Annotated in this window: 23 protein-coding genes; 14 read left to right on the top strand and 9 right to left on the bottom strand. The window is 70.8% G+C overall.

The window, feature by feature from the left end:
• Positions 1–145 precede the first annotated feature (145 nt).
• Together STRCI_RS10225 and STRCI_RS10220 are read left to right on the top strand one after the other, a co-directional pair.
• Positions 146–1,738 carry a TROVE domain-containing protein gene (locus STRCI_RS10225; RefSeq protein ID WP_269658559.1) on the top strand — a complete coding sequence of 531 codons (1,593 nt, stop codon included), beginning with the start codon at positions 146–148 and terminating at the stop codon, positions 1,736–1,738.
• Positions 1,739–1,791: 53 nt separating this feature from the next.
• Complete coding sequence (locus tag STRCI_RS10220; RefSeq protein ID WP_472926755.1) at positions 1,792–2,736, top strand: 1-aminocyclopropane-1-carboxylate deaminase; 945 nt, start codon at positions 1,792–1,794, stop codon at positions 2,734–2,736.
• Between the two features lie 77 nt (positions 2,737–2,813).
• Here the strand turns inward: STRCI_RS10220 and STRCI_RS10215 are convergent, their stop codons facing one another.
• The 8 genes from STRCI_RS10215 to STRCI_RS10180 all read right to left on the bottom strand — a co-directional run bounded on the left by STRCI_RS10215 (position 2,814) and on the right by STRCI_RS10180 (position 10,585).
• Positions 2,814–4,016, bottom strand: coding sequence for a TerD family protein (locus STRCI_RS10215; RefSeq protein ID WP_269658558.1), 1,203 nt, complete (start codon positions 4,014–4,016; stop codon positions 2,814–2,816).
• Between the two features lie 65 nt (positions 4,017–4,081).
• Positions 4,082–4,303 (bottom strand): hypothetical protein, encoded by a 222-nt coding sequence (locus tag STRCI_RS10210; protein ID WP_269658557.1) that lies wholly within the window; start codon positions 4,301–4,303, stop codon positions 4,082–4,084.
• Between the two features lie 195 nt (positions 4,304–4,498).
• A complete protein-coding gene (locus tag STRCI_RS10205) occupies positions 4,499–5,488 on the bottom strand; it encodes a zinc-dependent alcohol dehydrogenase family protein (protein WP_269658556.1) in 990 nt (329 codons plus the stop codon).
• Entirely contained in the window at positions 5,485–6,309 is an 825-nt protein-coding gene (locus tag STRCI_RS10200; protein ID WP_269658555.1) for a carbohydrate ABC transporter permease, read from the bottom strand. The genes STRCI_RS10205 and STRCI_RS10200 overlap by 4 nt, the downstream gene beginning before the upstream one ends.
• The gene (locus STRCI_RS10195; protein ID WP_269658554.1) at positions 6,306–7,247 is read right to left on the bottom strand and encodes a carbohydrate ABC transporter permease; all 942 of its coding nucleotides are present in this window, start codon (positions 7,245–7,247) and stop codon (positions 6,306–6,308) included. The genes STRCI_RS10200 and STRCI_RS10195 overlap by 4 nt, the downstream gene beginning before the upstream one ends.
• Positions 7,244–8,611, bottom strand: a complete 1,368-nt coding sequence (locus STRCI_RS10190; RefSeq protein ID WP_269658553.1) for an ABC transporter substrate-binding protein — start codon at positions 8,609–8,611, stop codon at positions 7,244–7,246. Before STRCI_RS10190 ends, STRCI_RS10195 begins: the two co-directional genes overlap by 4 nt.
• Before the next feature lie 80 nt (positions 8,612–8,691).
• Entirely contained in the window at positions 8,692–9,459 is a 768-nt protein-coding gene (locus STRCI_RS10185; RefSeq protein WP_269658552.1) for a DeoR/GlpR family DNA-binding transcription regulator, read from the bottom strand.
• A 316-nt stretch (positions 9,460–9,775) separates the two neighbouring features.
• Complete coding sequence (locus tag STRCI_RS10180; RefSeq protein ID WP_269658551.1) at positions 9,776–10,585, bottom strand: NAD-dependent epimerase/dehydratase family protein; 810 nt, start codon at positions 10,583–10,585, stop codon at positions 9,776–9,778.
• Positions 10,586–10,745: 160 nt separating this feature from the next.
• Here STRCI_RS10180 and STRCI_RS10175 point away from each other — a divergent pair, with 160 nt between their 5' ends.
• Together STRCI_RS10175 and STRCI_RS10170 are read left to right on the top strand one after the other, a co-directional pair.
• Complete coding sequence (locus tag STRCI_RS10175; protein ID WP_269658550.1) at positions 10,746–11,690, top strand: 5-dehydro-4-deoxyglucarate dehydratase; 945 nt, start codon at positions 10,746–10,748, stop codon at positions 11,688–11,690.
• Entirely contained in the window at positions 11,687–12,841 is a 1,155-nt protein-coding gene (locus STRCI_RS10170) for a hypothetical protein (protein WP_269658549.1), read from the top strand. Before STRCI_RS10175 ends, STRCI_RS10170 begins: the two co-directional genes overlap by 4 nt.
• On the opposite strand, the gene STRCI_RS10165 is transcribed toward STRCI_RS10170, so the two are convergent.
• Entirely contained in the window at positions 12,778–14,010 is a 1,233-nt protein-coding gene (locus tag STRCI_RS10165) for an MFS transporter (protein ID WP_269658548.1), read from the bottom strand. The two genes, STRCI_RS10170 and STRCI_RS10165, sit on opposite strands and share 64 nt — an antisense overlap.
• Before the next feature lie 135 nt (positions 14,011–14,145).
• Between STRCI_RS10165 and STRCI_RS10160 the strand changes: the two genes are divergently transcribed.
• The 10 genes from STRCI_RS10160 to STRCI_RS10115 all read left to right on the top strand — a co-directional run bounded on the left by STRCI_RS10160 (position 14,146) and on the right by STRCI_RS10115 (position 24,851).
• On the top strand, positions 14,146–14,733 hold the full coding sequence (locus STRCI_RS10160) for a TIGR03086 family metal-binding protein (RefSeq protein WP_418953457.1): 588 nt from the start codon (positions 14,146–14,148) through the stop codon (positions 14,731–14,733).
• Between the two features lie 122 nt (positions 14,734–14,855).
• Complete coding sequence (locus tag STRCI_RS10155; RefSeq protein WP_269658546.1) at positions 14,856–15,512, top strand: GntR family transcriptional regulator; 657 nt, start codon at positions 14,856–14,858, stop codon at positions 15,510–15,512.
• Positions 15,509–16,420, top strand: coding sequence for a dihydrodipicolinate synthase family protein (locus STRCI_RS10150; protein WP_269658545.1), 912 nt, complete (start codon positions 15,509–15,511; stop codon positions 16,418–16,420). Before STRCI_RS10155 ends, STRCI_RS10150 begins: the two co-directional genes overlap by 4 nt.
• A complete protein-coding gene (araD, locus tag STRCI_RS10145) occupies positions 16,417–18,171 on the top strand; it encodes an L-arabinonate dehydratase (protein WP_269658544.1) in 1,755 nt (584 codons plus the stop codon). The genes STRCI_RS10150 and araD overlap by 4 nt, the downstream gene beginning before the upstream one ends.
• A gap of 82 nt (positions 18,172–18,253) precedes the next feature.
• Complete coding sequence (locus STRCI_RS10140) at positions 18,254–19,189, top strand: carbohydrate ABC transporter permease (protein ID WP_015661326.1); 936 nt, start codon at positions 18,254–18,256, stop codon at positions 19,187–19,189.
• Complete coding sequence (locus STRCI_RS10135; RefSeq protein WP_418953319.1) at positions 19,186–20,079, top strand: carbohydrate ABC transporter permease; 894 nt, start codon at positions 19,186–19,188, stop codon at positions 20,077–20,079. The genes STRCI_RS10140 and STRCI_RS10135 overlap by 4 nt, the downstream gene beginning before the upstream one ends.
• Positions 20,076–21,356, top strand: coding sequence for a pectate lyase family protein (locus tag STRCI_RS10130; RefSeq protein WP_269658543.1), 1,281 nt, complete (start codon positions 20,076–20,078; stop codon positions 21,354–21,356). Before STRCI_RS10135 ends, STRCI_RS10130 begins: the two co-directional genes overlap by 4 nt.
• Positions 21,353–22,507: a Gfo/Idh/MocA family protein gene (locus STRCI_RS10125; protein ID WP_269658542.1), complete on the top strand. Its 1,155-nt coding sequence runs from the start codon at positions 21,353–21,355 to the stop codon at positions 22,505–22,507. Before STRCI_RS10130 ends, STRCI_RS10125 begins: the two co-directional genes overlap by 4 nt.
• A complete protein-coding gene (locus STRCI_RS10120; RefSeq protein WP_269664519.1) occupies positions 22,507–23,352 on the top strand; it encodes a DUF6807 domain-containing protein in 846 nt (281 codons plus the stop codon). Before STRCI_RS10125 ends, STRCI_RS10120 begins: the two co-directional genes overlap by 1 nt.
• Positions 23,349–24,851: a glycoside hydrolase family 43 protein gene (locus STRCI_RS10115; RefSeq protein ID WP_269658541.1), complete on the top strand. Its 1,503-nt coding sequence runs from the start codon at positions 23,349–23,351 to the stop codon at positions 24,849–24,851. The genes STRCI_RS10120 and STRCI_RS10115 overlap by 4 nt, the downstream gene beginning before the upstream one ends.
• The last annotated feature ends 21 nt before the right edge of the window (positions 24,852–24,872 follow it).

Genomic DNA, 24,872 nt, shown 5'->3' with positions numbered 1-24,872 from the left:
GCGGGTTCGAATCCCGTCATCGACTCAGGGTCGATGTAGCTCAATCGGACAGAGCATCTGACTAGTCCGTCGCCGACTCCTGATCTCGGGCATCCACCATCGCGCGCCTTCCTCCGAAACCGCTTTGAATTCGGGGGAATTCAGCATGTCCCGCTTCAACATCCGGAACATCCGGACCGCCAAGTCCCAGCCGACCTCGCGAGTGACCTCCACCGGCCGTGTCCTGCGCACCTACGAGGGCGGCCGCGGCCGTGAGCGCGACGCGCGCTCCGAGCTCTTCCTGCTCGCGGTCGCCAACTTCGTCTCCCAGCAGACCTTCTACGAGTCCGGCGAGGACCGCGACGACCGCTTCCGGAAGCTGGTGCGCGAACTCGCCGTCAGCGACCCGGAGTGGACGGCCGGCCTGCTCGGCTGGCTGCGCGGCGAGGGCAACCTCCGTACCGCCGCCGTCGTGGGCGCCGCCGAGTACGTCAAGGCGCGACTGGACGCGGGTGTCACCGAGGGACCCTCGAACCGGCGGGTCGTGGACTCCGTGCTCCAGCGGCCCGACGAGCCCGGCGAACTGCTGGCGTACTGGACCGCGTGCTACGGCCGCAACGTCCCCAAGCCCGTCAAGCGGGGGATCGCCGACGCCGTACGGCGGCTCTACGGCGGCAAGGCGCTGCTGAAGTACGACACCGCGTCCAAGGGTTACCGCTTCGGCGACATCCTCAACCTCGTGCACGCGGCGCCCGACCCGGCGAAGGCATGGCAGGGCGAGCTGTTCCAGTACGCGCTCGACCGGCGGCACAACCCCGACACCGCGGTGCCGCCCGCGTCGAACCGGACGCTGGTCGCCCACCGCGAGCTGATGGCGCTGTCCGTCGAGGAGCGGCGTGCGGTGGTGACATCGGAGGGCGGCGCCGAGCGGCTCGCCGCGGCCGGGATGACCTGGGAGGCGCTCGCGGGCTGGCTCCAGGGGCCGATGGACAAGGCGGCCTGGGAGGCCGTCATCCCGTCCATGGGAGCGATGGCGCTGGTGCGCAACCTGCGCAACTTCGACGAGGCGGGAGTCTCGGACGAGGTCGCCGCGCGGGTCGCCGCCAAGATCAGCGACCCGGCGGAGGTCGCGCGCTCGCGGCAGTTCCCGTTCCGGTACCTGGCGGCCTACCAGCACGCGCCCTCGCTGCGCTGGTCGTACCCGCTGGAGCGGGCGCTGGGCCACTCGCTGGCGAACGTGCCCGCGCTGCCCGGACGGACGCTGGTGCTCGTCGACCGCTCGGGTTCGATGTTCTACTCCCGGCTGTCGGACCGCTCCGAGCTCAACCGGGCCGACGCGGCGGCGATCTTCGGTACGGCGCTCGCGCTGCGGGCGGCGGACGCGGATCTCGTCGAGTTCGGCACGACGAGCCGGCGGCTGACGTTCGGTGCGGGCGAGTCGGTGCTCAAGGTCCTGGAGCGGTTCAGCGACCTGGGCGGCACCGACACCACCTCGGCGGTCCGCGCGCACTACCGCGGCCAGGACCGCGTACTGATCGTCACGGACGAGCAGTACGCGTACCACCGCCACGGCAACCCGACCGAGCAGATCCCGGCGGACATCCCGGTCTACACCTGGAACCTGGCAGGGTACCGCGCGGGCCACGGCCCGTCGGGCAGCGGGAACCGGCATGTATTCGCGGGTCTTTCGGACGCAGCTTTCCGGATGGTTTCGCTGATTGAGAAGGGTTGCGACGGCCGTTGGCCATGGCTTGCTTGATCGGCTGGTATTTCGGCAGCATGTCGCTGTGAAATCCAGGCTATGTGAAGTCGATGACTGCGTGCGGCCGCACAAGGGGCGGGGATACTGCAATCTCCACTAACTCCGGGATCGCGTACGGCGGGAACAAGACGCGCAAGCTGGAGTACCTGGTCGCCGACGCCCTCGCCCAGGGCTGCGACACCTTGGTCTCGATCGGCGGGGTGCAGTCCAACCACACCCGTCAGGTCGCCGCCGTCGCCGCCCGTGCAGGGCTCAAGTGCGTTTTGGTGCAGGAGAGTTGGGTGGACTGGCCGGACGCGGTCTACGACAAGGTCGGCAACATCCTTGTCAGCCGGCTCACCGGAGCCGATGTCCGGCTGGTGCGGGCCGGGTTCGGGATCGGATTCAAGGAGAGCTGGGAGCAGGCGCTGAGGGAGGTCGAGGAGAGCGGCGGCAAGCCGTACGCCATTCCCGCCGGTGCCTCCGACCATCCGCTCGGCGGGCTGGGCTTCGCGGGCTGGGCCTACGAAGTCGCCGAGCAGGAACGGGAGCTGGGCGTCTTCTTCGACACGGTGATCGTCTGCTCGGTGACCGGGTCGACGCAGGCCGGGATGGTCGCCGGGTTCCGGGCGCTGGAGGAGGCCGGGGGCCGTACGCGGCGCGTCATCGGGGTGGACGCCTCGGCCGCGCCCGCCCGGACCCGGGAGCAGATCGCGCGGATCGCGCACGGCACGGGGCGGCTGATCGGCGTACGCGAGGAGCTGACCGTGGCCGACGTCGAGCTGGACGAGCGGTACCACGCGGGGACGTACGGGATACCCGACGAGGCGACGCTGGCCGCGATGCGGCTGGCGGCGCGGACCGAGGGGATGGTCACGGACCCGGTGTACGAGGGGAAGTCGATGGCCGGGCTGATCGACCTGGTGACGCGCGGGGAGATCGGGCGGGAGGCGACGGTGCTGTACGCGCATCTGGGCGGGCAGCCGGCGCTGAACGCGTACAGCGCGCTGTTCTGAGATCTGGGTGGACCGACGCGGTTCGGGCGCCCCCGGATGGGGGTTGGGGGGCGCCGTGGAGCTTCTGTGGCGGCCGGCTACAGAGCCTGGGCGGCGGGCTTCACCATCCCTCGCACCGTGCGGGACTTCACGAAGTCGCCCATCGCCGTCATCTCCCACTCGCCGGTGAACTGGCGGATGAGCTTCGCCATCATCACGCCGGTCTGGGGTTCGGCGGACGTCAGGTCGAAGCGGGCGAGCTCCTCGCCGGTCAGTCCGTCCAGGAGGCGGCAGTAGGCCTTGGCCACCTCGGTGAACTTCTGGCCCGAGAAGGAGTTCACGGTGAAGACCAGACCGGTGACGTCCTGCGGCAGTCGGCCGAGGTCCACGGTGATGACCTCGTCGTCGCCTCCGCCCTCGCCGGTGAGGTTGTCGCCGGAGTGGCGGATGGCGCCGTTCACGATCTGGAGCTTGCCGAAATAGCAGCTGTCGATGTGATTGCGCTGCGGGCCGTAGGCGATGACCGAGGCGTCCAGGTCGATGTCCTTGCCGCGGTACGCGGGCTCCCAGCCGAGGCCCATCTTGACCTGGGAGAGCAGGGGGCGGCCGCCCTTGATGAGGGAGACGGTCTGGTTCTTCTGGAGGCTGACCCGGCCCTTGTCGAGGTTGATCTTTCCGGTGCCGGGCGCGGCGGCCGGGGCGGGGGGTGCGGCCGGGGGCATCTGGGGGGCGGGCGGGGTGACCGGGGGCGCCATGGTGGGCTGGGGCGGGGCGACCGGGGCCGGTGTCGGAGTGGGCGCCGGGGTGGGCTCCTCGACCGTGACGCCGAAGTCGGTGGCGATGCCGGCGAGGCCATTGGCGTAGCCCTGGCCCACGGCTCGGGCCTTCCAGGCGCCGTTGCGGAGGTAGATCTCCACGATGACCAGGGCGGTCTCGTTGCCGAGCTGCGGGGGTGTGAAGGTGGCGAGGGCGGAGTTGTCGTCGGCGTTGCGGATGGTCGCCGTCGGTTCGATGCCCTGGAAGGTCTGGCCGGCGGCGTCCGGGCTGGCGGTGACGACGATCTTCTCGATACCGGGGGGTACGGCCGAGGTGTCGACCGTGATCGCGTCGGGGGCCGAGCCGCCGCCGGAGCGGTACGTCACGCCGGGGCCTGTCGGCTGGTTGTAGAAGATGAAGTCGTCGTCCGAGCGCACCTTGCCGTCGGCGGTGAGCAGCAGGCTCGATACGTCGAGCCGCACCGGGGCGGTGACGTCCACCGTCACGCGGGCGACGGGCAGAGGGATGTTCGAGCCGGGGGTCATAGCTGTCATGTCCCTCTGAACGACCGAGGCCGCTTTACCGTTCCCTTACCAGGGGCCCGATCGGGTCAACGGCGGTTTCGGGGGTGGTTGCGGGCGGTGCGCTCATTGCCGTGCTTGTAGTTTCCGGTCCACCGGGCCATGACAAGCTGCGCATCACCGAGGCCGACTTCCTCGATGAACTCCTGAGCCCGAGCCCCACGCAGGGTCCCCGCGGCGCGCCCAGCATGCGTAATCCGGACGGTCCCGTCCCCCAGCACCACGTACTCAAACCCACTCGGTCTCGACATGCCGGCGATCCTACGACCGCCCCTGGCCGCCCTCCGAACCCTTTTCCTCGCCCCCGCCGCCCCTACCCGTCCCATCCCGGGGCTCCGCCCCGGACCCCGCTCCTCAAACGCCGGAGGGGCTGAATTTGCCGCGAGCGGCACTTCCAGCCCGTCCGGCGTTTGAGGACGAGGCCCTTCAGGGCCGAAGCGGGGGCCTTACGGGACCACGACTATCTTGCGGCCCACTCCCGACGCGAACTGGGTCAACGCCTCCGGGTAGTTCGTCAGGGGGATTCGGTCGCTGATGAAGACTTCGGGGTTCAAGGCGCCCGTGGCGAAGAGTTCCGCCGCCCGTTCGAAGCTGTGGAGGACCGCCATGGAGCCGGTGATGGTGATCTCTTGGTTGTAGATGCGGTACGGGTCGATCTCGACGCGGGTCGCGTAGTCCGCCACGCCGAACTGGAGGAACGTGCCCGCCTTGGAGACCCGGTTCAGGCCGTCCTGGATCGCGGATGCGTTCCCCGTCGCGTCCACCACCACGTCCCAGCCCTGGGGGCGGTCCAGTTCGTCCGCGTTCGCCGCCGATGACGAGACGCCTAGCTGCCGTGCTGTTTCCAGGCGAGCCGCGTTCACGTCCACCACGTCCACACGGGCCGCCCCCGTCCGCTTCGCCAGCTCCAGCATCATCAGGCCCATCGTCCCCGAGCCGTAGATCAGGACATGGGCGCCCAGACGGGAGCGCAGGACGTCGTAGCCGCGTACCGCGCAGGACAGGGGTTCCACCAAGGCCGCGTCCTGGGTGCGGACGTGGTCCGGCAGGCGGACGCAGTTCGCCACCGGGGCCACCGCGTACTGGGCCGCGCCTCCCGCCGTCGTCACGCCGATCGCCGCCCAGCGCTCGCAGAGGTTGTTGTGGCCGGTACGGCAGTAGCGGCATTCGTAGCAGTAGAGGGAGGGGTCCACCGCCACCCTGTCGCCGATCGAGAGCTCCGTGACCTCCCGGCCCACGCCCACCACCTCGCCCGCGAACTCGTGCCCCGGCACGATCGGCAGCTTCGGTGCGAACTCGCCCTGAAGGATGTGCAGATCCGTGCCGCACAGCCCGCACGCCGCCACCTCCACCACGACCTCCCGCGGGCCCGGCGTCGGGTCGGGGACCTCGGTGACGACGGCCCTGCCCACGGACTCGATGACGGCGGCCTTCATTTCACTGCTCCCAACGACAGGCCCTGGACCAGCTTGTCCTGGGCGGCGAACCCCGCGGCGAGCACCGGCAGGGAGATGACGAGCGACGCGGCGCACACCTTCGCCAGGAACAGGCCCTGGCTGGTGATGAAGCCGGTCAGGAAGACGGGGGCCGTTTCCGCCACGACTCCCGTCAGGACCCTGGCGAACAGCAGCTCGTTCCAGCTGAAGATGAAGCAGATCAGGGCCGTCGCCGCGATTCCGGGGAGGGCTATCGGGGCCACCACCCTCGCCAGGATGGTGGGTAGCTTCGCGCCGTCCACCCGCGCCGCCTCGATCACCGCCACCGGCACCTCGGACAGGAAGGACTGCATCATCCAGACCGCGATCGGCAGGTTCATCGAGGTGTAGAGGATGACCAGCAGCCAGATGTTGTCCAGCATGTCTGTGTTCTTCGCGAAGAGGTAGATCGGGAGCAGGCCCGCCACCACCGGGAGCATCTTCGTCGACAGGAAGAAGAACAGGACGTCCGTCCACTTCTTCACCGGGCGGATCGACAGGGCATAGGCCGCGGGGAGGGCCAGGAGGAGGACCAGCAGTGTCGATGCCACTGACGCCACCGTCGAGTTGATCAGCGACGGCCACGGGCTCGCCCCGCCGCCGGTGCCGAAGAACTCCCGGTAGCCGTCCAGCACGAGCGCGGCCCCGAAGGACGGCGGGTTGGTCGCCGCGTCCTCCTCGGAGTGGAAGGAGGTCAGGGCCATCCAGGCGATGGGCAGGAAGAACAGGATCCCGACGAACCAGGCCAGCAGGCCGAGGCCGTTGCGGCGTACGGCGTTCATGCGCGGGACACCTCCTCGCGGAACAGGGACGAGACGACCCGCAGCGCGAAGGTCGCGATGATGATCGAGCCGATGACGACCAGGACGCCGGCCGCCGAGGCGAGGCCGTTCTCATGGGCCTGGTAGAAGCTCTGGTAGACGGTGTAGGGGAGGTTTGCCGTGCCCAGGCCGCCCGAGGTGATCGTGAAGACCGCGTCGAAGTTCTGGACGATGTAGATCGAGCCCAGGAGCGCGCCCAGTTCGAGGTAGCGGCGCAGGTGCGGGAGCGTCAGGTGGCGGAAGATCTGCCAGTCGCTTGCGCCGTCCACCCGGGCCGCCTCGATCTGCTGCTGGTCGCGGCTCTGCAGGCCCGCCAGCAGGATCAGCATCATGAACGGGGTCCACTGCCAGACCAGGGCGGCTTCCACCGCGAGCAGCGGGGTGTTGGAGATCCAGTCCGGCTGTGGACCGCCGACGTAGTGCAACAGGCCGTTGAACAGGCCGTATTCGGGGTTGTACAGGACGTGCTTCCAGAGCAGGGCCGCCGCCACCGGGACCACCAGGAACGGGGCGATCAGCAGGGTGCGGACCACGCCACGGCCCTTGAACTTCCGGTCCAGCAGCAGCGCCAGGGCCAGGCCGAGGACCAGGCTGGCCAGCACCACGGCCGCCGTGAGCAGGACCGTCGTCCACACCGAGCGGCGCAGATCGGGGTCGGTGAGGACCTCCGAGTAGTTCGAGAGGCCCGTGAAGCTGCGGGCGTCGGGGTAGAGGGAGTTCCAGTCGAAGAAGGAGATCACCAGCGTGGCCACGAACGGCAGCTGGGTCACCGCGATCATGAAGATCAGGGCGGGCAGGAGCGGGGCGCGGGTCGCCCAGGCGCGCAGTCGGTCCGAGGGGGGACGCTTCTCCGCGCGTACGGAGGGTGCGGCGATCGGAGCGGTGGTCGTGGCGGTCATCGTCCCTCGTACTCCTCGGAGATCTTCTCGGCGAGCGACTGCGACTTCTCCAGGGCCGACTCGACGGACTGCCGTCCGGCGATGGCCGCGCTGATCTCCTGGGAGACCTTGGTGCCGAGATCGGTGAACTCGGGGATGCCGACGAACTGGATGCCGGGTGCCGGACGCGGCTGCACCCCCGGGTCGTTCGGGCGGGCGCCCTCGATGGCCTCCTTGGTCATCTCCTGGAAGGCGGCGGCCTCCGCGCGGTAGTCGGGGTTGGCGTAGGTGGAGGCGCGCTTGCCCGCCGGGACGCTGGACCAGCCGATCTCGTCGCCGACCAGTTGCTCGTACTGCTTGCTCGACGCCCAGGAGACGAACTGCCAGGCCTTGTCGGGGTTGCGGGACGCCTCCTGGATGCCCCAGGCCCAGGTGTAGAGCCAGCCGGAGGACTCGGTCTCCTCGACCGGCGCGGGCGCGTAGCCGACCTTGCCCTTGACCGGGGAGTCGGCGGACTCCAGGGAACCGGCGGCGGAGGTGGCGTCGTACCACATGGCGACATTGCCCTGGGTCATGTTGTTCAGGCACTCGGCGAAGCCGGACTGGGCGGCGCCGGACTCGCCGTGCTCACGGACCAGGTCGACATAGAACTTCGTCGCCTTTTCCCATTCCGGGGAGTCGAGCCGGGCGTTCCAGTCCTCGTCGAACCAGGTGCCGCCGAAGGTGTTCACGACGGTGGTGAGCGGTGCCATGACCTCGCCCCAGCCGGGCAGTCCGCGCAGGCAGATGCCCTTCATGTCCGGCTCGGCCCCGTCGATCCGCGCGGCGAGGTCCGCCACCTGCTGCCAGGTGGGGTGCGCGGGCATCGTCAGGCCCTCCTTCTCGAAGACGTCCTTGCGGTACATCAGGAAGGACGACTCGCCGTAGAAGGGCTGGCCGTAGAGCTTGCCGTCGTCGCCGGTCAGGGACTCGCGCATCGGGCCGAGGACGTCCTGCTCGTCGTACGCCGGGTCCTCGGCGACGTAGGAGTCCATCTCCTTCAGCCAGTCGTTGCGGGCGTAGATCGGTATCTCGTAGTTGGAGAGCGTGGCTACGTCGTACTGGCCGGCCTGGTTGGCGAAGTCCTGGCTGATCTTGTCGCGGACGTCGTTCTCGGGCAGCACCGTGAAGTTGACCTTGATGCCGGTCTCTTCGGTGAAGCGGGGGGCCAGCTTCTGGAGCTCCACCATCTGGGGGTTGTTGACCATGAGGACGTTGATCGAGTCGCCGCCCGATCCGGCCCCGCCCGCTCCGACCCAGCAGCCGGAGAGCAGCGGGGCGAGCAGCGTCCCTGCGGCGGCCGCGGCGAGCGTGGCTCGCGGCCTCCGTCGGCTCTGGGTTCGCATGGATCGCTCCTGGACGTATGGGGGGATAAGGGGTGCGGGCGGGTGTGGGTGTGCCCCGCGCGGGACGAGTCGGGGGAGGGTCAGACGCGGATGATCTGTGGGCCGAGCAACGAGTAGCGGTGTGCCTCGGCCGCCGGGAGCAGGGTGCTCGTCACGATCGCCTCCAGCGCGCCGACCTCCGCGAACCGGCAGAAGCTGACGGCGCCGAACTTGGTGTGCACGCCCGCGAACACGGTGCGCCGCGAGGCGCGTACGGCCTGTGCCTTGACCTCGCTGACGGCGGGGTCGGGGGTGGTCAGGCCGTGCTCGCGGGAGATGCCGTTGGCGCCGATGAAGGCGAGGTCGATGACGAAGCCGGCCAGCATCTTCGTCGTCCAGTGGTCGACGGTGGCCAGCGTGCCGGCCCGGACCCGGCCGCCGAGCAGCAGTACGGAGATGTGCTCCGCCTCCGCCAGCGTGCCCGCGACCGGCAGGGACGCGGTGACGACGGTCAGCGGGCGGTCCCTGGGGAGCGCCTCGGCGATGAGCTGGGGGGTGAAGCCCTCGTCGACGAAGACGGTCTCGGCGTCCCCGAGCAGCTCGGCCGCGGCGGCCGCGATCCTGCGCTTCTCGGGTACGTGGCTGGTGGCGCGGAAGGCGAGCGTGGTCTCGAAACCGGCGCTCTCCACGGGGTAGGCGCCGCCGTGGGTGCGGCGGACGAGGCCGTGGTCCTCCAGGGCGCGGAGGTCTCGGCGTACGGTCTCCTTGGCCACGCCCAGCTGGTCGGCCAGCGCGTTGACGTCGACGGCGCCGGTGGCGCGGGCCGCGCGGATGATCTCGCGTTGGCGTTCTTCCGCGGTCTTGTTCATCTACGTCACCCGCCCTTCCGCTGCGCTGCCCGTTCGGGCTCTTGCAGGACTTTCTACAGCGGGTGTGTGGCGGTGACCAGGTTTGTTACCAGTGTGATGCTGACCGTTGTGTGCCCGTTCGGGCGTCGGGGGTGGGGTGTGGCGGCCGTCTGCCGTCTGCGGGTGCGTTATGGCTGGTCGCGCAGTTCCCCGCGCCCCTCCAGGTCGGCTTCTGTGCCGCTTCCCGGCCTGTTCGGGATGTCATGGCCGGGTGCCCGAATGCGGGGGCGAACGGGCCCGTTCTCTGCCCGTTCGCCTCGCGCGCGGTCCTGATCGGTCAGTACGGCCAGATCGGCGGGTCGTTCACGAAGTGGCCGCCGAGGTAGGCGTGAGCCTCGTTCGCGGGGTCCAGGTCGCCCTGTTCGGCGATCAGTTTCTCGGCGTAGGGCTCGGAGTCGTCCTGGGGGGTGTAGCCGAGGGCGCGGGCCGAGGCGAGGTCCCACCACAGGCGGGTGTTGGCGGAGGAGCCGTGCACGACCGTGTGGCCGACGTCCTCGGCGGTCAGGGCCGCGTGCAGCAGACGGGCGCCGTCGCCGGGGCTCATCCAGACCGACAGCATGCGCACGCTGGTCGGCTCCGGGAAGCAGGAGCCGATGCGCACCGACACCGTCTCCAGGCCGTACTTGTCCCAGTAGAACTGGGCGAGGTCCTCGCCGAAGGACTTGGACAGGCCGTAGAAGGTGTCCGGGCGGCGCGGGGTGTCGATCGGGATCAGGGGGTCGTCGCCCTGGGGGCGGGGGGTGAAGCCGACCGCGTGGTTGGAGGAGGCGAACACGATGCGGGCGACGCCCTCCTCGCGGGCGGCCTCGTACAGGTTGTAGGTGCCCTCGATGTTCGCCTTGAGGATCTTCTCGAACGGGGCTTCCAGGGAGATCCCCGCGAGGTGGATGATCGCGTCGACGCCCCGGACGGCCTCGCGCAGGGCCTCCTTGTCGGCGAGGTCGGCGACGATCGCGTCCGGTTCGCCCTCGACGGGCCGCAGATCCAGCAGGCGCAGCCGGTAGCCGTACTCCGGGAGCAGGTCCCGCATCAGGGTGCCGAGGCCGCCGGCGGCGCCGGTGAGCAGGACGGTGCGGGGCGCTGGCATCCTCGGGTCTCCTTGAGTGAACGGTTGTATGACTGCGCGGTATTCACATTCGTGGACAAGCTATGGATCATCGCCACGTCCCGTCAAGGGTGGCGAAGCGTGTGTTCATAAACATAAACTTCGATCAGAAACCTGCACGCACCCGTTCTAGGGAGAGCCTGTGACGCCAGCCGACCTCGCCGCTCGACTCGGCATCCCCAGCGGGCCGCTGTTCTTCCCGGTCACCGCCTACGACCCCGACGGCGCCGTCGATCACGACGTCTTCCGCGAGCATGTGCGCCGCGGTGTGGACGCCGGGGCCGCCGCGGTCTTCGCCTGCTGCGGCACCGGGGAGTTCCACGCGCTGACGCCCGAGGAGTACCAGGAGTGCGTCCGGGTGGCCGTGGCGGAGACGGCGGGCCGGGTGCCCGTCGTCGCGGGCGCCGGATACGGCACCGCGCTCGCCGTGCGCTATGCCCGGCTCGCCGAGGCGGCCGGCGCCGACGGACTGCTCGCCATGCCGCCGTACCTGGTGCTCGCCGGGCAGGAGGGGCTGCTGCGGCACTACCGCGAGGTCGCCTCGGCCACCGCGCTCCCCGTCATCGTCTACCAGCGCGACAACGCCGTGTTCACCCCGCAGACGGTCGTCGAACTGGCCCGTACGGACGGCATCATCGGGCTCAAGGACGGCATCGGCGACCTGGACCTCATGCAGCGGATCGTCAGCGCCGTACGCAGCGAAGTTCCCGGCGATTTCCTGTACTTCAACGGACTGCCGACCGCCGAGCAGACCCAGCTCGCCTACCGCGCCCTCGGCATCACGCTCTACTCCTCGGCCGTGTTCTGCTTCGCCCCCGAGATCGCCCTCGCCTTCCACCGGGCGCTGCGCACCGGCGACGACGCCACCGTGCGGCGTCTGCTGGACGGCTTCTACCGGCCGTTCGTCGAACTGCGCGCCCAGGGCCGCGGTTACGCCGTCGCGCTCGTCAAGGCGGGTGTGCGGCTGCGTGGTCTCGACGTGGGGGAGGTCCGGCCGCCGCTGACCGAGCCGGCCGAGGATCATGTCAAGCAGCTCGCGCTGCTGATCGAGCGTGGGTACGCACTCCTTGAGGAGGACGGCAAGTGACGGCGTCGGCATTCGTCTACCCCTGGGACGTCAACGGCGACCCGGAGGCGGCCGGGCGGATCGCCGCCCTCGGTGTGTCCCGGGTGACCCTCGCCTCGGCCTACCACTCCACGCGCGCGTTGACCCCCCGCCACCCGCGCCACCGCATCGTCACCGCCGAACACGCGGCCGTGCTCTACCCGACGGACGACCGCTGGCAGGGCAGGGAACTGCGGCCCTGCGCGGCCGGTGACTGGGCGCCCGGCGACGCCTACGGCGAGGCGGCCCACGCCCTCGCGGAGGCCGGTCTCGACGTGCACACCTGGGTCGTGCTCGCGCACAACTCCCGCCTGGGTGCCGAGCATCCGGACACCTCCGTCGTCAACGCCTACGGCGACCGCTACCCCTGGGCCCCCTGCATCGCGCAGCCCGCCACGCGCGTGTACCTGACCGACCTGGCCGCCGAGGCGGCGGTACGGCCCGGCGCGCGCGGCACCGAGCTGGAGTCCCTCGGCTGGTACGGCCTCGCCCATCTGCACGCCCACGACAAGACCGGCGGGGTCGGCCTCGGCGAGGCCGGGCAGTACCTGATGTCCCTCTGCTTCTGCCCCACCTGCCGTGCGGGTTACGGCGCCCAGGGCCTGGACGCCGACGAGTTGGCGACGGTCGTACGGGCCGCCCTGGAGCCGCTGTGGCGGGGAGAGGCCGCCGACGAGGGCTGGGCGGACGTGGAGAAGCTGCTCGGGGAGGACAACGCGGCCGCCACGCGCGCATGGCGCGACGGGACCGCCCGTACGCTCCAGGAGGCGGCCGTAGCCGCGGTCCGCGCCGCCGCCCCGGCCGGGTTCCAGGTGCTGCTGCACGCCGACCCGGTGCCGTACCACTGCGGGGCGAATGCCGGGGTGGATGCCGCGCACATTCTCTCGGTCGCCGATGGTGTGGTCGTGCCCTGTACGGGCGGTGCGGGGCTGCTGACGCCCTTCGCGGAGCGAGGGGGTGTCCTCGCCGCCAACTTCACCATCGTCTCCGGGATGGGCGGCAGCCCCGGCACCCTCGCCGATGACATCGCCCGCGCGCGGGCCTTCGGCGCCACGGAAGTGCGGCTGTATCACGCGGGGTTGGCGTCCGACGGCGATCTGGAGCTGGTGCGCTCGGCACTCGCCGGGGACTGAAGCAGGGCCGCGGCGGTCGCGAGCAGCCCGAGTCCGGTGACGGCCAGCAGCGGCCGGTGACCGACCGACTCGACCAGGGCCGCGCCCGCGCCGAGACCGATCACGTTCGGGGCGAACATCAGCGTGTTCGCGGTGGCGGTGACCCGGCCCAGCAGCGGGTCCGGCGTGCGCCGCTGGACCTGGGTGAGCGCGGCGATCAGTACGGCGGGCAGTCCCGCGCCGATCGCCGCGCTGCACGCCAGGGCCACGGCGTCGGAGGGCACGGCCCGCAGTGCCGCCGCTGTCCCGAACAGGGCGATCCCGTACGCGGCGAACCGCCGGGCGCCCAGGCGGCGCAGGGCGGGCCCGGAGAGCAGGCCCACCGCCACCGATCCGGCGCCCTGGACGGCGTAGAGCACACCCGCGTAGGCGGGGGAGTGGCCGAGGTCCTCGACGACCGGGTAGATCAGGGAGCCGCTGATTCCAGCGAAGAGCATGGTGGTGCCGCCCGCCAGGGTCAGGGGGCGGAGCATGGGGTGGGACCACACATAGCGGGCGCCCTCGGCGGTCCGGGTCCGCCAGGGGGTGGTGGGCGGCTCCGGCCTGTGCTCCTGGACTCGCAGGAGGGCGTAGAGACCGGCGGCCGCGAGGAAGGTCAGCGCGTCCAGGAGGGCGACGCTCGCGCCGCCGTGGAGCGTGTAGAGGGCGGCGCCCGCGGGCGGGGCCAGGATCTTCATGCCCTCGCCCGCCGTCATGCGCAGTCCGTTGAAGTCGCCGAGCAGCGGCTTGGGGACGGCGGCGGCGACCAGGGCCGACTCGGCCGCGTCATGGACGACGCCCGCGGCGCCGTACACGAACAGGACCGCGAGGAGGAGCCACAGGCCGGCCGGGGAGTCGACCGTGAGCAGGGTCAGCAGGAGCGCCGCGAGCAGGAGGTTCGTGGCGATCAGCAGGGGTACTCGGCGGGTGCGGTCGGCGAGCGTGCCGAGCAGGGGGCCCGCCAGGGTGGGCGCCCACATCGCCAGCATGCACAGGGCGGCGAGAGCGTCGGAGCCGGTGAGGTCCTTCACCCACACGCCCGCCACCAGCCACAGCGCCGAGGTGCCGAACCCGGAGATCACGACCCCGGTGAGACAGCGCCCCGCCGTGCGGTCGCGCAGCACGCGGAGCAAGGTCCATTTCGTCGTCATGCCTGGCCATCGTGGGTCTAAGGACGTGGCGCTGGGATCGGGCAGGTGCCTTAGACGCGGCGCGGCGATGAGTTTTCGGGGGTCCGGCGGTCAACCCTTTACGACCACTCCGGGAGTGTGGAGGAACAGCCAATGATGGATCCGATCATCGACCTCGGGCCCCAGACCCAGATCCTGGCCCGTCTCGTCGAGGGCGTGCGCGACGAGCAGCTGACGGACGAGACGCCGTGCCCTGACCTGCGGGCCCGCAACCTGCTCGGGCACCTGCTGGGCCTGACCGTCGCCTTCCGCGACGCCGGTCGCAAGAGCCTGGGCGGCACGACCGACACCAACCCCTTCGACGCCGTTCCCGACATCGGCCCCGGCTGGCGCGAGGAGTTCCCGAAGGCCCTCGACGAGCTCGCCGACGCCTGGCGCGACCCGGGCGCCTGGACCGGGATGACCCGGGCGGGCGGCTTCGACCTGCCCGGCGGGGTCGCCGGCGCCGTGGCCATCGACGAGCTGGTCATCCACGGCTGGGACCTGGCCCGGGCCACGGGGCAGCCGTACACGCCCGACCCGACCGCCCTCCAGGCCACCTACGACTTCCAGCTCGCGTCGAAGGACGACCCGAGCCGCGGCGAGATCTTCGGTCCGGTCGTCCCCGTACCGGACAGCGCGCCCCTGCTGGACCGGGCTGTGGGGCTGAGCGGGCGGAATCCGGGGTGGACACCGGGGTCATAACCACGCAACCTCACTTTCCTTTGTCAGAAGCATTGACGAAACACGGAGGCGCTCCTACCTTCATCGCGTCGTACTTCGTACGTCATATATGAGACGCGATATGTGAGATCCGAGAGGCGCGCATGACCTCTGTGCCCACGCCGATCCCCTCCCGCACGCAGTACGTGCTGGAGGAGATCAAACGCCGTATCCTCACCGGCCGGCTGACGCCGGGGCAGGCTCTGGTGGAGACCGAGCTCGCCGCGCAGTTCGGGGTGTCCAAGACCCCGGTGCGCGAGGCGCTCAAGACGCTCGCCGGGACCGGGCTCGTGGTGATGAGCCAGTACAAGGGCGTCACGGTGCGCATGGTGGACGCGGACATGGCGCGCGAGGTCTACGACGTGCGGCTGCTCCTCGAACCCGAGGCGCTGAAGCGGGCGGTGCGCCGGGGCGCCTCCCTCGACGACGCACGCGACGCGCTGACCCGCGCCGACCGGGCCACCGACACCGCCGAACGCTCCCTGGCCAACCGGGAGTTCCACCGCGCGCTGTACCTGCCCTGCGGCAACCCGCTGCTCGGCCGGATGCTCGACGAGGTCCGTGACCAGGCCGCCCTCGTCTCCGCCGTCGCCTGGGCCGCCTCGCCCTCCTGGGAGCGGGAGGCCGGAGAGCACCGCGAGATCCTGCGGCTCGCCCTGGACGGCGACGCGGACGGCGCGGGCCGCGCCCTGCACGCCCATATCGCGTCGTTCGTCGAGCGGGCGTTCCCCGACGCCTCGGACCAGGAAGGTCAGGAATGAGCAGCGAGACGTTCGAGACCCAGCGGGCGGCCCTGGCCGACGTGGTGTCGATCCCGGTGACCCCCTTCGCCGAGGACGGCAGCGTCGACCAGGACGTCCACCGGGCCCTGCTGCGTCGACTGCTCGACGGGGGGATCCGCACCCTCACCCCCAATGGCAACACCGGCGAGTTCTACGCCCTCGGCCCGCAGGAGCGGCAGCTCGTCACCGAGATCACCCTCGACGAGGCCGGCGACCGTGGAGTGATCCTCGTCGGCGTCGGCCATGACGTGCCCACCGCCGTCGCCTCCGCCCGGCACGCCCGGGAGCGGGGCGCGGCGATGGTGATGGTCCACCAGCCCGTCCACCCCTACGTCTCGCAGGGCGGCTGGGTCGACTACCACCGCGCCATCGCCGAGGCGGTCCCCGAGCTGGGGGTCGTGCCGTACATCCGCAACGACCGGCTGAGCGGCGAACGGCTCGCCGAGCTCGCCGACTCCTGCCCGAACGTGATCGGCGTGAAGTACGCCGTCCCGGACGCCGCCAGGTTCGCCGCCTTCGCCCGGGACGCGGGCCTGGACCGCTTCGTCTGGGTCGCCGGGCTCGCCGAGCCCTACGCGCCCTCCTACTTCTCCGCGGGCGCCACCGGCTTCACCTCGGGACTGGTGAACGTCGCCCCGGCCATTTCGCTGAACATGATCGAAGCGCTTCGATCCGGTGACTACCCGGCCGCCATGAAGGTCTGGGAGCAGATCCGCCGCTTCGAGGAACTGCGCGCCGCGAGCGGCTCCGCCAACAACGTCACCGTGGTCAAGGAGGCCCTCGCCTCCCTCGGGCTGTGCCGCCGCGAGGTCCGCCCGCCGAGCAAGCCGCTGCCCGAGAGCGAGCGCGCCGAGGTCGCCGCGATAGCCGCCGGATGGTCCGTATGACCGGCAGCGAACGCCCCGAGCCGACCGGGCGCAAGCGCCCCGAAGACCTCAGAAGCCACCAGTGGTACGGCACCGAGGGCCAGTTGCGCACCTGGTCGCACAACGCCCGGATGAGGCAGCTCGGTTACGAGGCGGAGGAGTACCGGGGCCGCCCGGTGATCGCCGTCCTCAACACCTGGTCCGACATCAACCCCTGCCACGTCCATCTGCGCGAGCGCGCCGAGGCGGTCAAGCGGGGCGTGTGGCAGGCCGGCGGTTTCCCGCTGGAGTTCCCGGTCTCCACGCTCTCCGAGACCTACCAGAAGCCGACCCCGATGCTCTACCGCAACCTGCTGTCGATGGAGACGGAGGAGCTGCTGCGCTCCTACCCCGTCGACGCGGCGGTCCTGCTCGGCGGCTGCGACAAGTCGACGCCCGCGCTGCTGATGGGCGCGGCCTCGGCCGATGTGCCCTCCCTCTTCGTGCCCGCGGGGCCGATGCTGCCGGGGCACTGGCGCGGCGAGACCCTCGGGTCCGGCACCGACATGTGGAAGTACTGGGACGAGCACCGCGCGGGCAATCTCACCGACTGCGAACTGCGGGAGCTGCAAGGCGGACTGGCGCGGTCGCCCGGTCACTGCATGACCATGGGCACCGCGTCCACGATGACCGCGGCGGCGGAGGCCCTCGGGATGACCCTGCCGGGCGCCTCCTCGATCCCCGCCGTCGATTCCGCGCACGAGCGGATGGCCGCCGCCTCCGGGCGCCGCGCCGTGGAACTCGCCTGGACCGGGCTCACACCGTCCCGGATCCTGACCCGTGAGGCCTTCGAGGACGCCGTCACCACGGTGCTCGGACTCGGTGGCTCCACCAACGCGGTCATCCACCTGATCGCGCTCGCCGGACGCTGCCAAGTGCCGCTCACCCTCGACGACTTCGACCGCGTCGCGCGCACCGTGCCGGTGCTGGCGAACGTCCGCCCCGGCGGACAGACGCACCTGATGGAGGACTTCTACTTCGCGGGCGGCCTGCCGGGCTTCCTCTCGCGCATCACCGACCTGCTGCACCTGGACCGGCCCACGGTGACCGGCACCCTGGGCGAGCAGCTCGCGGACGCCCAGGTGCACGACGACGACGTCATCCGGACCCGCGACAACCCGGTCGCGAGCGAGGGCGGGGTCGCCGTGCTGCGCGGCAACCTCTGCCCGGACGGCGCCGTCATCAAGCACATCTCCGCCGAGCCGCGGCTCCTCAAGCACACCGGGTCCGCGGTCGTCTTCGACGACTACAAGACCATGCAGCGCACCATCGACGACCCGGCGCTGAACATCACCGCCGACAGCGTGCTGGTGCTGCGCGGCTCCGGTCCCAAGGGCGGTCCGGGCATGCCCGAGTACGGCATGCTCCCCATCCCCGACCACCTGCTCAAGCAGGGCGTACGGGACATGGTGCGGATCTCCGACGCCCGGATGAGCGGCACCAGTTACGGCGCCTGTGTGCTGCACGTGGCGCCGGAGTCGTACATCGGCGGACCGCTCGCCCTGGTCCGCACCGGTGACTCCATCACCCTCGACGTCAGCGCCCGCACCCTCCATCTCCACGTGGACGACGAGGAGTTGGCGCGCCGCAGGACCGAGTGGACGCCTCCGCCCGCCCGTTACGAGCGGGGTTACGGCGCCCTCTACAACGAACAGATCGGCCAGGCCGACACCGGCTGCGACTTCGAGTTCCTGGCCCGGCCGGGCCAGGTGCAGGACCCGTACGCCGGCTGAACCACCGCTCGACCACCGCACTCTTTGGTCGAGATATCGAACAGTGATCGGAAAGCGCTTCACCGAGAACGGAGAAACAGTCATGGCCCAAGCCGCTGCCGTGGCGAAACCGCCCGCGCCACCGAGGCGGCGCCGTGCCTCCGCGACCCCGCGCAGGCTCCCCTACCTGCTGATCGCCCCGGCCGCCCTGCTCATGCTGGGCTTCATCGCCTACCCGGTCATCAGCGTCTTCTACTACAGCCTCCAGAACTACAACCCCACCAAGCCCTGGCGGAACGGCTACGCGGGCTTCGACAACTTCGTCCACGCCTTCACCGACGACCCGCTGTTCTGGGACACCCTGACCTTCAGCGCCAAGTGGGTCTTCGTCGAGGTCGGACTCCAGCTGCTGTTCGGACTTGCGCTGGCCCTCATCGTCAACCAGACCTTCGTCGGGCGGGCCATGGGCCGCGCGCTGGTCTTCTCGCCGTGGGCCGTCTCCGGTGTGCTGACCTCCGCGATCTGGGTGCTGCTCTACAACTCCCAGACGGGCATCACCCGTTACCTCGCGGACATGGGCATCGGCTCCTACGGCACCAGCTGGCTGTCGGACACCTCCACCGTCTTCCCGGCGGCGATCGTCGCCGACCTGTGGCGCGGGGTGCCCTTCTTCGCGATCCTCATCCTCGCCGACCTCCAGTCCGTCTCCAAGGACCTCTACGAGGCCGCCGAGGTCGACGGGGCCAGCCGGTTCAAGCAGTTCTGGCACATCACGCTGCCCCATCTGAAGGACGCCATCATCCTCTCCACGCTGCTGCGCGCGGTCTGGGAGTTCAACAACGTCGATCTGCTCTACACCCTCACCGGCGGCGGACCCGCGGGCGAGACGACGACCCTCCCGCTGTACATCGCCAACACCAGCGTCGACGCCCACAACTTCGGCTACGCGTCGGCCCTGACGACCGTCGCGTTCGTGATCCTGCTCTTCTGCTCGATGGTCTATCTGCGGCTGAGCAAGTTCGGAGGTGAGAGCAAGTGAGCCTCAAGGAAGCCACCCCGGCCATGGACACCGCCCGCAAGTCCCCGCCGCCGCCCCGCCCTTCCGGCAAGCACCGCGCCTGGGACGAGGTTCCGCGCTGGCAGATCTACCTCCCGCTCGGCATCTACCTGCTCTTCACCCTGATCCCCTTCTACTGGATCCTGCTCTTCGCGCTCCGCCCGGCCGGCTCCACCTCCCTGGTGCCCTGGCCGATGACCTTCGACCACTTCGACAAGGTCTGGAACGAACGCAGCTTCGGCACCTACTTCCAGAACAGCGTCTACGTCGGCCTCGCCACCCTGGTGATGACGACGGTGGTCGCCCTGGCCGGCGGCTACGCCCTCGCCCGCTTCGACTTCAAGATCAAGCAGGCGTTCATGCTGGCCCTGCTCTGCTCCCAGTTCGTGCCGGGCGCGCTGCTGCTGGTGCCGCTGTTCGAGATCTTCGCCGAACTCCAGATGATCAACTCGCTGGGCAGCGTCATCCTCGCCGAGACCGTCTTCCAGCTGCCGCTGTCGATGATCCTGATCAGCAACTTCATCAAGAACGTGCCGTACTCACTGGAGGAGGCCGCCTGGGTGGACGGCTGCGGCCGGCTGCGGGCCTTCCGGGTCGTCGTGCTCCCGCTGCTGCGGCCCGGTCTGATCGCCGTCGGCTCCTTCGCCTTCGTGCACTCCTGGAACCACTTCCTGTTCGCCCTGATGTTCCTCAACAACCAGGAGAAGCAGACCATCCCGGTCGGCCTCAACACCCTGATGAGCGCGGACAGCGTCGACCTCGGCGCGCTCGCCGCGGGCGGCATCGTCGCCGCCGTACCCGTGGTGATCGTGTTCGCCTTCATCCAGAAGTGGCTGATCACCGGCTTCAGTGCAGGGGCGGTGAAGGGGTGAGACGGCACCGGTTCATCGTCCCGCTGGCCTTGCTGGGCGTGTTCAGCTTCCCCGCGCACGCCGAAGGCCGCGACATCAGCCGCGACACCCTGCCGGCCAGCGACGGCTGGGCCTCCTACGGCACCGGCACGACCGGCGGCTCGGCGGCCGACGACGCCCATGTCTTCACGGTCACCGACCGCGCCGGACTCGTCCGCGCCCTCGACGGCGGCAGCGCCACCCCGAAGATCATCAAGATCGCCGGGACGATCGACGCCAACACCGACGACGACGGCGACCACCTGGACTGCGCCGACTACGCCACCAACGGCTACGACCTGAAGAGCTACCTCACCGCCTACGACCCCCGCACCTGGGGCGCCGCCAAACCCAGCGGCCCCCAGGAGTCGGCCCGCCAGGCCTCGGCCGCCCGCCAGGCCGAACGCGTCGAGCTGACCGTCGGCTCCAACACCACGATCGTCGGCCTGAAGGGCGCTGTCCTGAAAGGCGCGAGCCTCCAGGTCAGGGACGCCTCCAACGTCATCGTCCGCAACCTCGAACTCCGCGACGCCTACGACTGCTTCCCCGTCTGGCAGCCCAACTCCGGTGGCCTCGGCGACTGGAAGACGGCCTACGACAACCTCTGGCTGCGCGGCGCCTCCCATGTCTGGGTCGACCACGTGACGTTCAGCGACAAGGGCCACCCGGACGAGGAGGAGCCCACCCACTTCGGCCGCAACTTCCTGCGCCACGACGGACTGCTCGACATCACCAACGCCTCCGACCTGGTCACCGTCTCCTGGAGCCGGTTCGCCGGACACGACAAGGCGATGCTCATCGGCAACGGCGACACTGCCACCGGCGACCGCGGCAGGCTCCGCGTCACCCTGCACCACAACCAGTTCGAGTCAGTCGTCCAGCGCGCCCCGCGTGTCCGCTTCGGACAGGTGCACGTCTACAACAACCGGTACGTCGTCGAGGACGGCCACCGCTACTCGCTGGGCATCGGGACCGAGTCCGCCCTGTACGTCCAGAACAACGCCTTCACCGCCCCCGGCCACATCGAGGTCGCCGACCTGGTCAAGGGCTGGAACGGCAGCGCCCTGCACGACGAGGGCACCCTCTTCAACGGCTTCCCCGTCGATCTGCGCACCATCTACAACGCCTACAACTCCGGCAGCGAGCGTGACCTCACGGCCGACGTGGGCTGGACACCTACCCTGCACACAAAGATCGACAGCGCCGCGGCGGCCGACCGAGCGGTGGCCCGTGGCGCGGGCGCAGGGAGGATCCCATGAGCGTGGACATCGTTCTGGCGGGCGCGCGCGGGCACGGCCGCTGGCACCTGGACAACATCCGACGGCTCCAGGACAAGGGCGTCGTCCGGCTGGCGGGCATCTGCGAGCTGACGCCGCTGACCGGGGAGGAGATCCCCGAGGGGCTCGGCACGCCCGAGCAGTCCGCCGACTTCGGCGCGCTGCTGGACTCCACCGGCGCCCGGGTCGCGGTGATCTGCACCCCGATCCCCACCCACACCGACCTGGCGCTCGAAGCGGCCCGGCGCGGCGTGCACCTCCTCCTGGAGAAGCCGCCCGCCCCCTCCTACGCGGAGTTCCGGCGCATGGCCGACGGAGTCGCCGCGGCGGGCGTCGCCTGTCAGATCGGCTTCCAGTCGCTCGGCTCGCACGCGGTGCCCGCGATCCGTCGGATGATCGCCGACGGCACCATCGGCGAACTCGTCGGCATCGGCGGCGCCGGCGCCTGGGCCCGCCCCGAGTCCTACTACCGCCGCGCCCCCTGGGCCGGGAAGCGGCGCCTGAACGGCGTCGACGTGATCGACGGGGCGCTCACCAACCCGCTCGCGCACGCCGTCGCCACCGCCCTCGTCCTCGGCGGCGCCGACCGCGCCGAGGACGTCACCGACGTCGAGACCGAGCTGCTGCGCGCCAACGACATCGAGTCCGACGACACCTCCTGTGTCCGGGTCGCCACCGCCCAGGGCCACCCGGTCACCGTCGCCGCCACCCTGTGCGCCGAGCAACCCGACGAGCCGTATGTCGTGGTGCACGGCAGCAGCGGCCGGATCACCTTCTGGTACAAGCAGGACCGGGTGCTGCTCCAGCGCGCGGGCCACGGCCCCCAGGAGTCCGAGTACGGCCGCACCGACCTGCTGGAGAACCTCGTCGCGCATCTCACCGACGGCGACGAACTCCTCGTCACCCCCGAACTGACCGGTGCCTTCATGAAGGTCGTCGAGGCGATCCGGCTGGCCCCCGACCCCGCCCCGCTGCCCGAGGGGGCCTGGCAGCTGCTCCCCGGTGAACAGCGCCGGGTCGTGCCCGGCGTGGACGGACTGGTCGCGGCCGCCGCCGACACCCTCGCCCTCTACTCCGAGCTGGGTGCCCCCTGGGCGCTTCCCCACGGTCTCCGCAAAGAGGTGAGCACATGATGACGTCCAGCGACACCCCGGTCCTGCGCGTCGCGGGCCGTCCGGTCGGCCGGTACGTCACCCGGCCCGAACTCCCGGACCGGCTCTCCCCTCGCCCGTATCTGCACCCGGTCACCACCCTGTCCGGTACGGCGGTCACCGAGCTCCAGCCCGCCGACCACCTCCATCACCTCGGCGTCGGTGTCGCCGTTCCCGACGTCGAGGGGCACAACTTCTGGGGCGGGCGCACCTACGTCCGCGACCAGGGACCGACCGAGCTGGACAACCACGGCGCCCAGCGCCACTCGGGCTTCCAGCTCCGCGACCCCGACGGGTTCGTCCAGGAGCTGCGCTGGATGGCGTCCGGTGCCGAGCTGCTGCGCGAGCGCCGTACCGTCGCCGCGACCGAACTCACCGACTCCGCCTGGGCGTTGGACTTCACCTTCTCGCTCACCAACGTCACCGCGGGCGCGCTGTCCATCGGCAGCCCCGCCACCAACGGTCGCCCCGGCGCGGCCTACGGCGGATTCTTCTGGCGGGCCCGCAAGGAGGACACGCCCGCGGACGTCCTCACCCCGGACGCGGAGGGCGAGGAGCGGGCGCACGGCAGCCGGGCCGGGTGGGTCGCGCTGGTCGGCTCGACCTGGACGCTGGTCTTCGCGGGCGCCACCGAACGCACCCGCCAGGACCCCTGGTTCGTGCGCGCCGACGAGTTCCCGGGCGTCGGTTCCTCCCTCGCCCACGACCAGCGGCTGCCGGTGCCGCCCGGCGACACCGTGGTCCGGCGCGTGGTCACCGTCGTGGCGGACGGCCGCCTCGACCGCGCCGCTGCCGCCGCCCTGGTCCGCAAGGCGGTGAGCCCGTGACCACGTACACCAACCCCATCCTGAACGCCGACTGGTCCGACCCGGACGTCCTGCGCGTCGGGGACGACTTCTACCTCACCGCCTCCAGCTTCGGCCGAGTCCCGGGACTGCCGCTGCTGCACTCCCGCGACCTCGTCAACTGGACCCTCATCGGCCATGCCCTCGAACGCCTCGAACCGGCCGCCGAGTTCCGCACCCCACGGCACGACTGCGGTGTCTGGGCGCCCTCCCTGCGCCATCACGCCGACCGTTTCTGGATCTTCTGGGGCGACCCCGACCAGGGCGTCTACCAGGTCAACGCCCCCTCGATCCGGGGCCCTTGGACCCGGCCGCACCTGGTCAAGGCGGGCAAGGGCCTGATCGACCCGTGCCCGCTGTGGGACGAGGAGACCGGCGAGGCCTATCTGGTGCACGCCTGGGCCAAGTCACGCTCCGGCGTCAAGAACCGTCTCACCGGGCACCGGATGCACCCCGACGGCACCGAACTCCTCGACGAGGGCAAGGTGATCGTCGACGGCGACCGGATCCCCGGCTGGTTCACCCTGGAGGGCCCCAAGCTCTACCGGCACGACGGCTGGTTCTGGATCCTCGCCCCCGCCGGGGGAGTGGAGACCGGCTGGCAGGGCGCCTTCCGCTCGCGCGCCTTCTTCGGCCCCTACGAGGAGCGGATCGTCCTCGAACAGCGGGACACCGACATCAACGGCCCCCACCAGGGCGGCTGGGTGCGCACCCCGGCCGGCGAGGACTGGTTCGTCCACTTCCAGCAGCGGGGTGCCTACGGCCGGGTCGTGCACCTCCAGCCGATGCGCTGGGCCGCCGACGGCTGGCCGGCGCTCGGGGCCGACGGCGCCCCCGTCGCCGTACACCGCAAGCCCGCGCTGCCGCCGCAGCCGCCCGCCGCGCCCGCCACCGACGACGACTTCCCCGGCGGCCGGTACGGCAGGCAGTGGCAGTGGACGGCCAATCCGCGCGAGGGCTGGTCCACCCAGCACTCCGCAGACGGGCTCCGGCTCACCTGCGTCCGCTCGGACGACGCGCACGACCTGCGCAGACTGGCCAACGTCCTCACCCAGCGCTTGCCCGGAACACCGGCCACCGTCGAGGTCGAACTGCGCCTGGACAGCGAGGAGCCGGGGGCGCGGGCCGGACTCGCGGTGCTCGGGGACGCGTTCGGCTGGATCGGGCTCCAGCGGGACGGCGACGGCGCCGTCCACCTCGTCCACCGCTTCGCCGAGCCCGTCGCCGAGCGGGAACGCGACGCCAGTCGGCCATGCCCGGCCCCCGCTGGCCGCGCCCGGCTCCGCGTCGAGATCACCCCCGGTGCCCGCTGTCACTTCTCCTACGACGTCGGCGACGGCTGGACGCCCTCCGGTCCCGTGTTCGCCGCCACCCCCTGGCGCTGGGTCGGTGCCCTGCTCGGTCTGTTCGCCCTCGCGCCCACCGGTCAGGGACACGCCGGCGCGGCAACCTTCACGCACTTCAGGGTCACTACCTCGTAACCCACCTTCTCCGTAAGCCTG

This window comes from Streptomyces cinnabarinus, from assembly GCF_027270315.1.
GTDB classification, from domain to species: Bacteria; Actinomycetota; Actinomycetes; order Streptomycetales; family Streptomycetaceae; genus Streptomyces; species Streptomyces cinnabarinus.
Note: the sequence above shows the minus strand (reverse complement) of the source record. Positions and strands in the feature narration are given on the sequence as shown.

Coding starts and splice junctions, on each gene's coding strand:
- STRCI_RS10225 (WP_269658559.1), top strand. CDS start 146: ATGTCCCGCTTCAACATCCGGAACATCCGGACCGCCAAGTCCCAGCCG.
- STRCI_RS10220 (WP_472926755.1), top strand. CDS start 1,792: ATGACTGCGTGCGGCCGCACAAGGGGCGGGGATACTGCAATCTCCACT.
- STRCI_RS10215 (WP_269658558.1), bottom strand. CDS start 4,016: ATGACCCCCGGCTCGAACATCCCTCTGCCCGTCGCCCGCGTGACGGTG.
- STRCI_RS10210 (WP_269658557.1), bottom strand. CDS start 4,303: ATGTCGAGACCGAGTGGGTTTGAGTACGTGGTGCTGGGGGACGGGACC.
- STRCI_RS10205 (WP_269658556.1), bottom strand. CDS start 5,488: ATGAAGGCCGCCGTCATCGAGTCCGTGGGCAGGGCCGTCGTCACCGAG.
- STRCI_RS10200 (WP_269658555.1), bottom strand. CDS start 6,309: ATGAACGCCGTACGCCGCAACGGCCTCGGCCTGCTGGCCTGGTTCGTC.
- STRCI_RS10195 (WP_269658554.1), bottom strand. CDS start 7,247: ATGACCGCCACGACCACCGCTCCGATCGCCGCACCCTCCGTACGCGCG.
- STRCI_RS10190 (WP_269658553.1), bottom strand. CDS start 8,611: ATGCGAACCCAGAGCCGACGGAGGCCGCGAGCCACGCTCGCCGCGGCC.
- STRCI_RS10185 (WP_269658552.1), bottom strand. CDS start 9,459: ATGAACAAGACCGCGGAAGAACGCCAACGCGAGATCATCCGCGCGGCC.
- STRCI_RS10180 (WP_269658551.1), bottom strand. CDS start 10,585: ATGCCAGCGCCCCGCACCGTCCTGCTCACCGGCGCCGCCGGCGGCCTC.
- STRCI_RS10165 (WP_269658548.1), bottom strand. CDS start 14,010: ATGACGACGAAATGGACCTTGCTCCGCGTGCTGCGCGACCGCACGGCG.
- STRCI_RS10160 (WP_418953457.1), top strand. CDS start 14,146: ATGGATCCGATCATCGACCTCGGGCCCCAGACCCAGATCCTGGCCCGT.
- STRCI_RS10155 (WP_269658546.1), top strand. CDS start 14,856: ATGACCTCTGTGCCCACGCCGATCCCCTCCCGCACGCAGTACGTGCTG.
- STRCI_RS10150 (WP_269658545.1), top strand. CDS start 15,509: ATGAGCAGCGAGACGTTCGAGACCCAGCGGGCGGCCCTGGCCGACGTG.
- araD (WP_269658544.1), top strand. CDS start 16,417: ATGACCGGCAGCGAACGCCCCGAGCCGACCGGGCGCAAGCGCCCCGAA.
- STRCI_RS10140 (WP_015661326.1), top strand. CDS start 18,254: ATGGCCCAAGCCGCTGCCGTGGCGAAACCGCCCGCGCCACCGAGGCGG.
- STRCI_RS10125 (WP_269658542.1), top strand. CDS start 21,353: ATGAGCGTGGACATCGTTCTGGCGGGCGCGCGCGGGCACGGCCGCTGG.
- STRCI_RS10120 (WP_269664519.1), top strand. CDS start 22,507: ATGACGTCCAGCGACACCCCGGTCCTGCGCGTCGCGGGCCGTCCGGTC.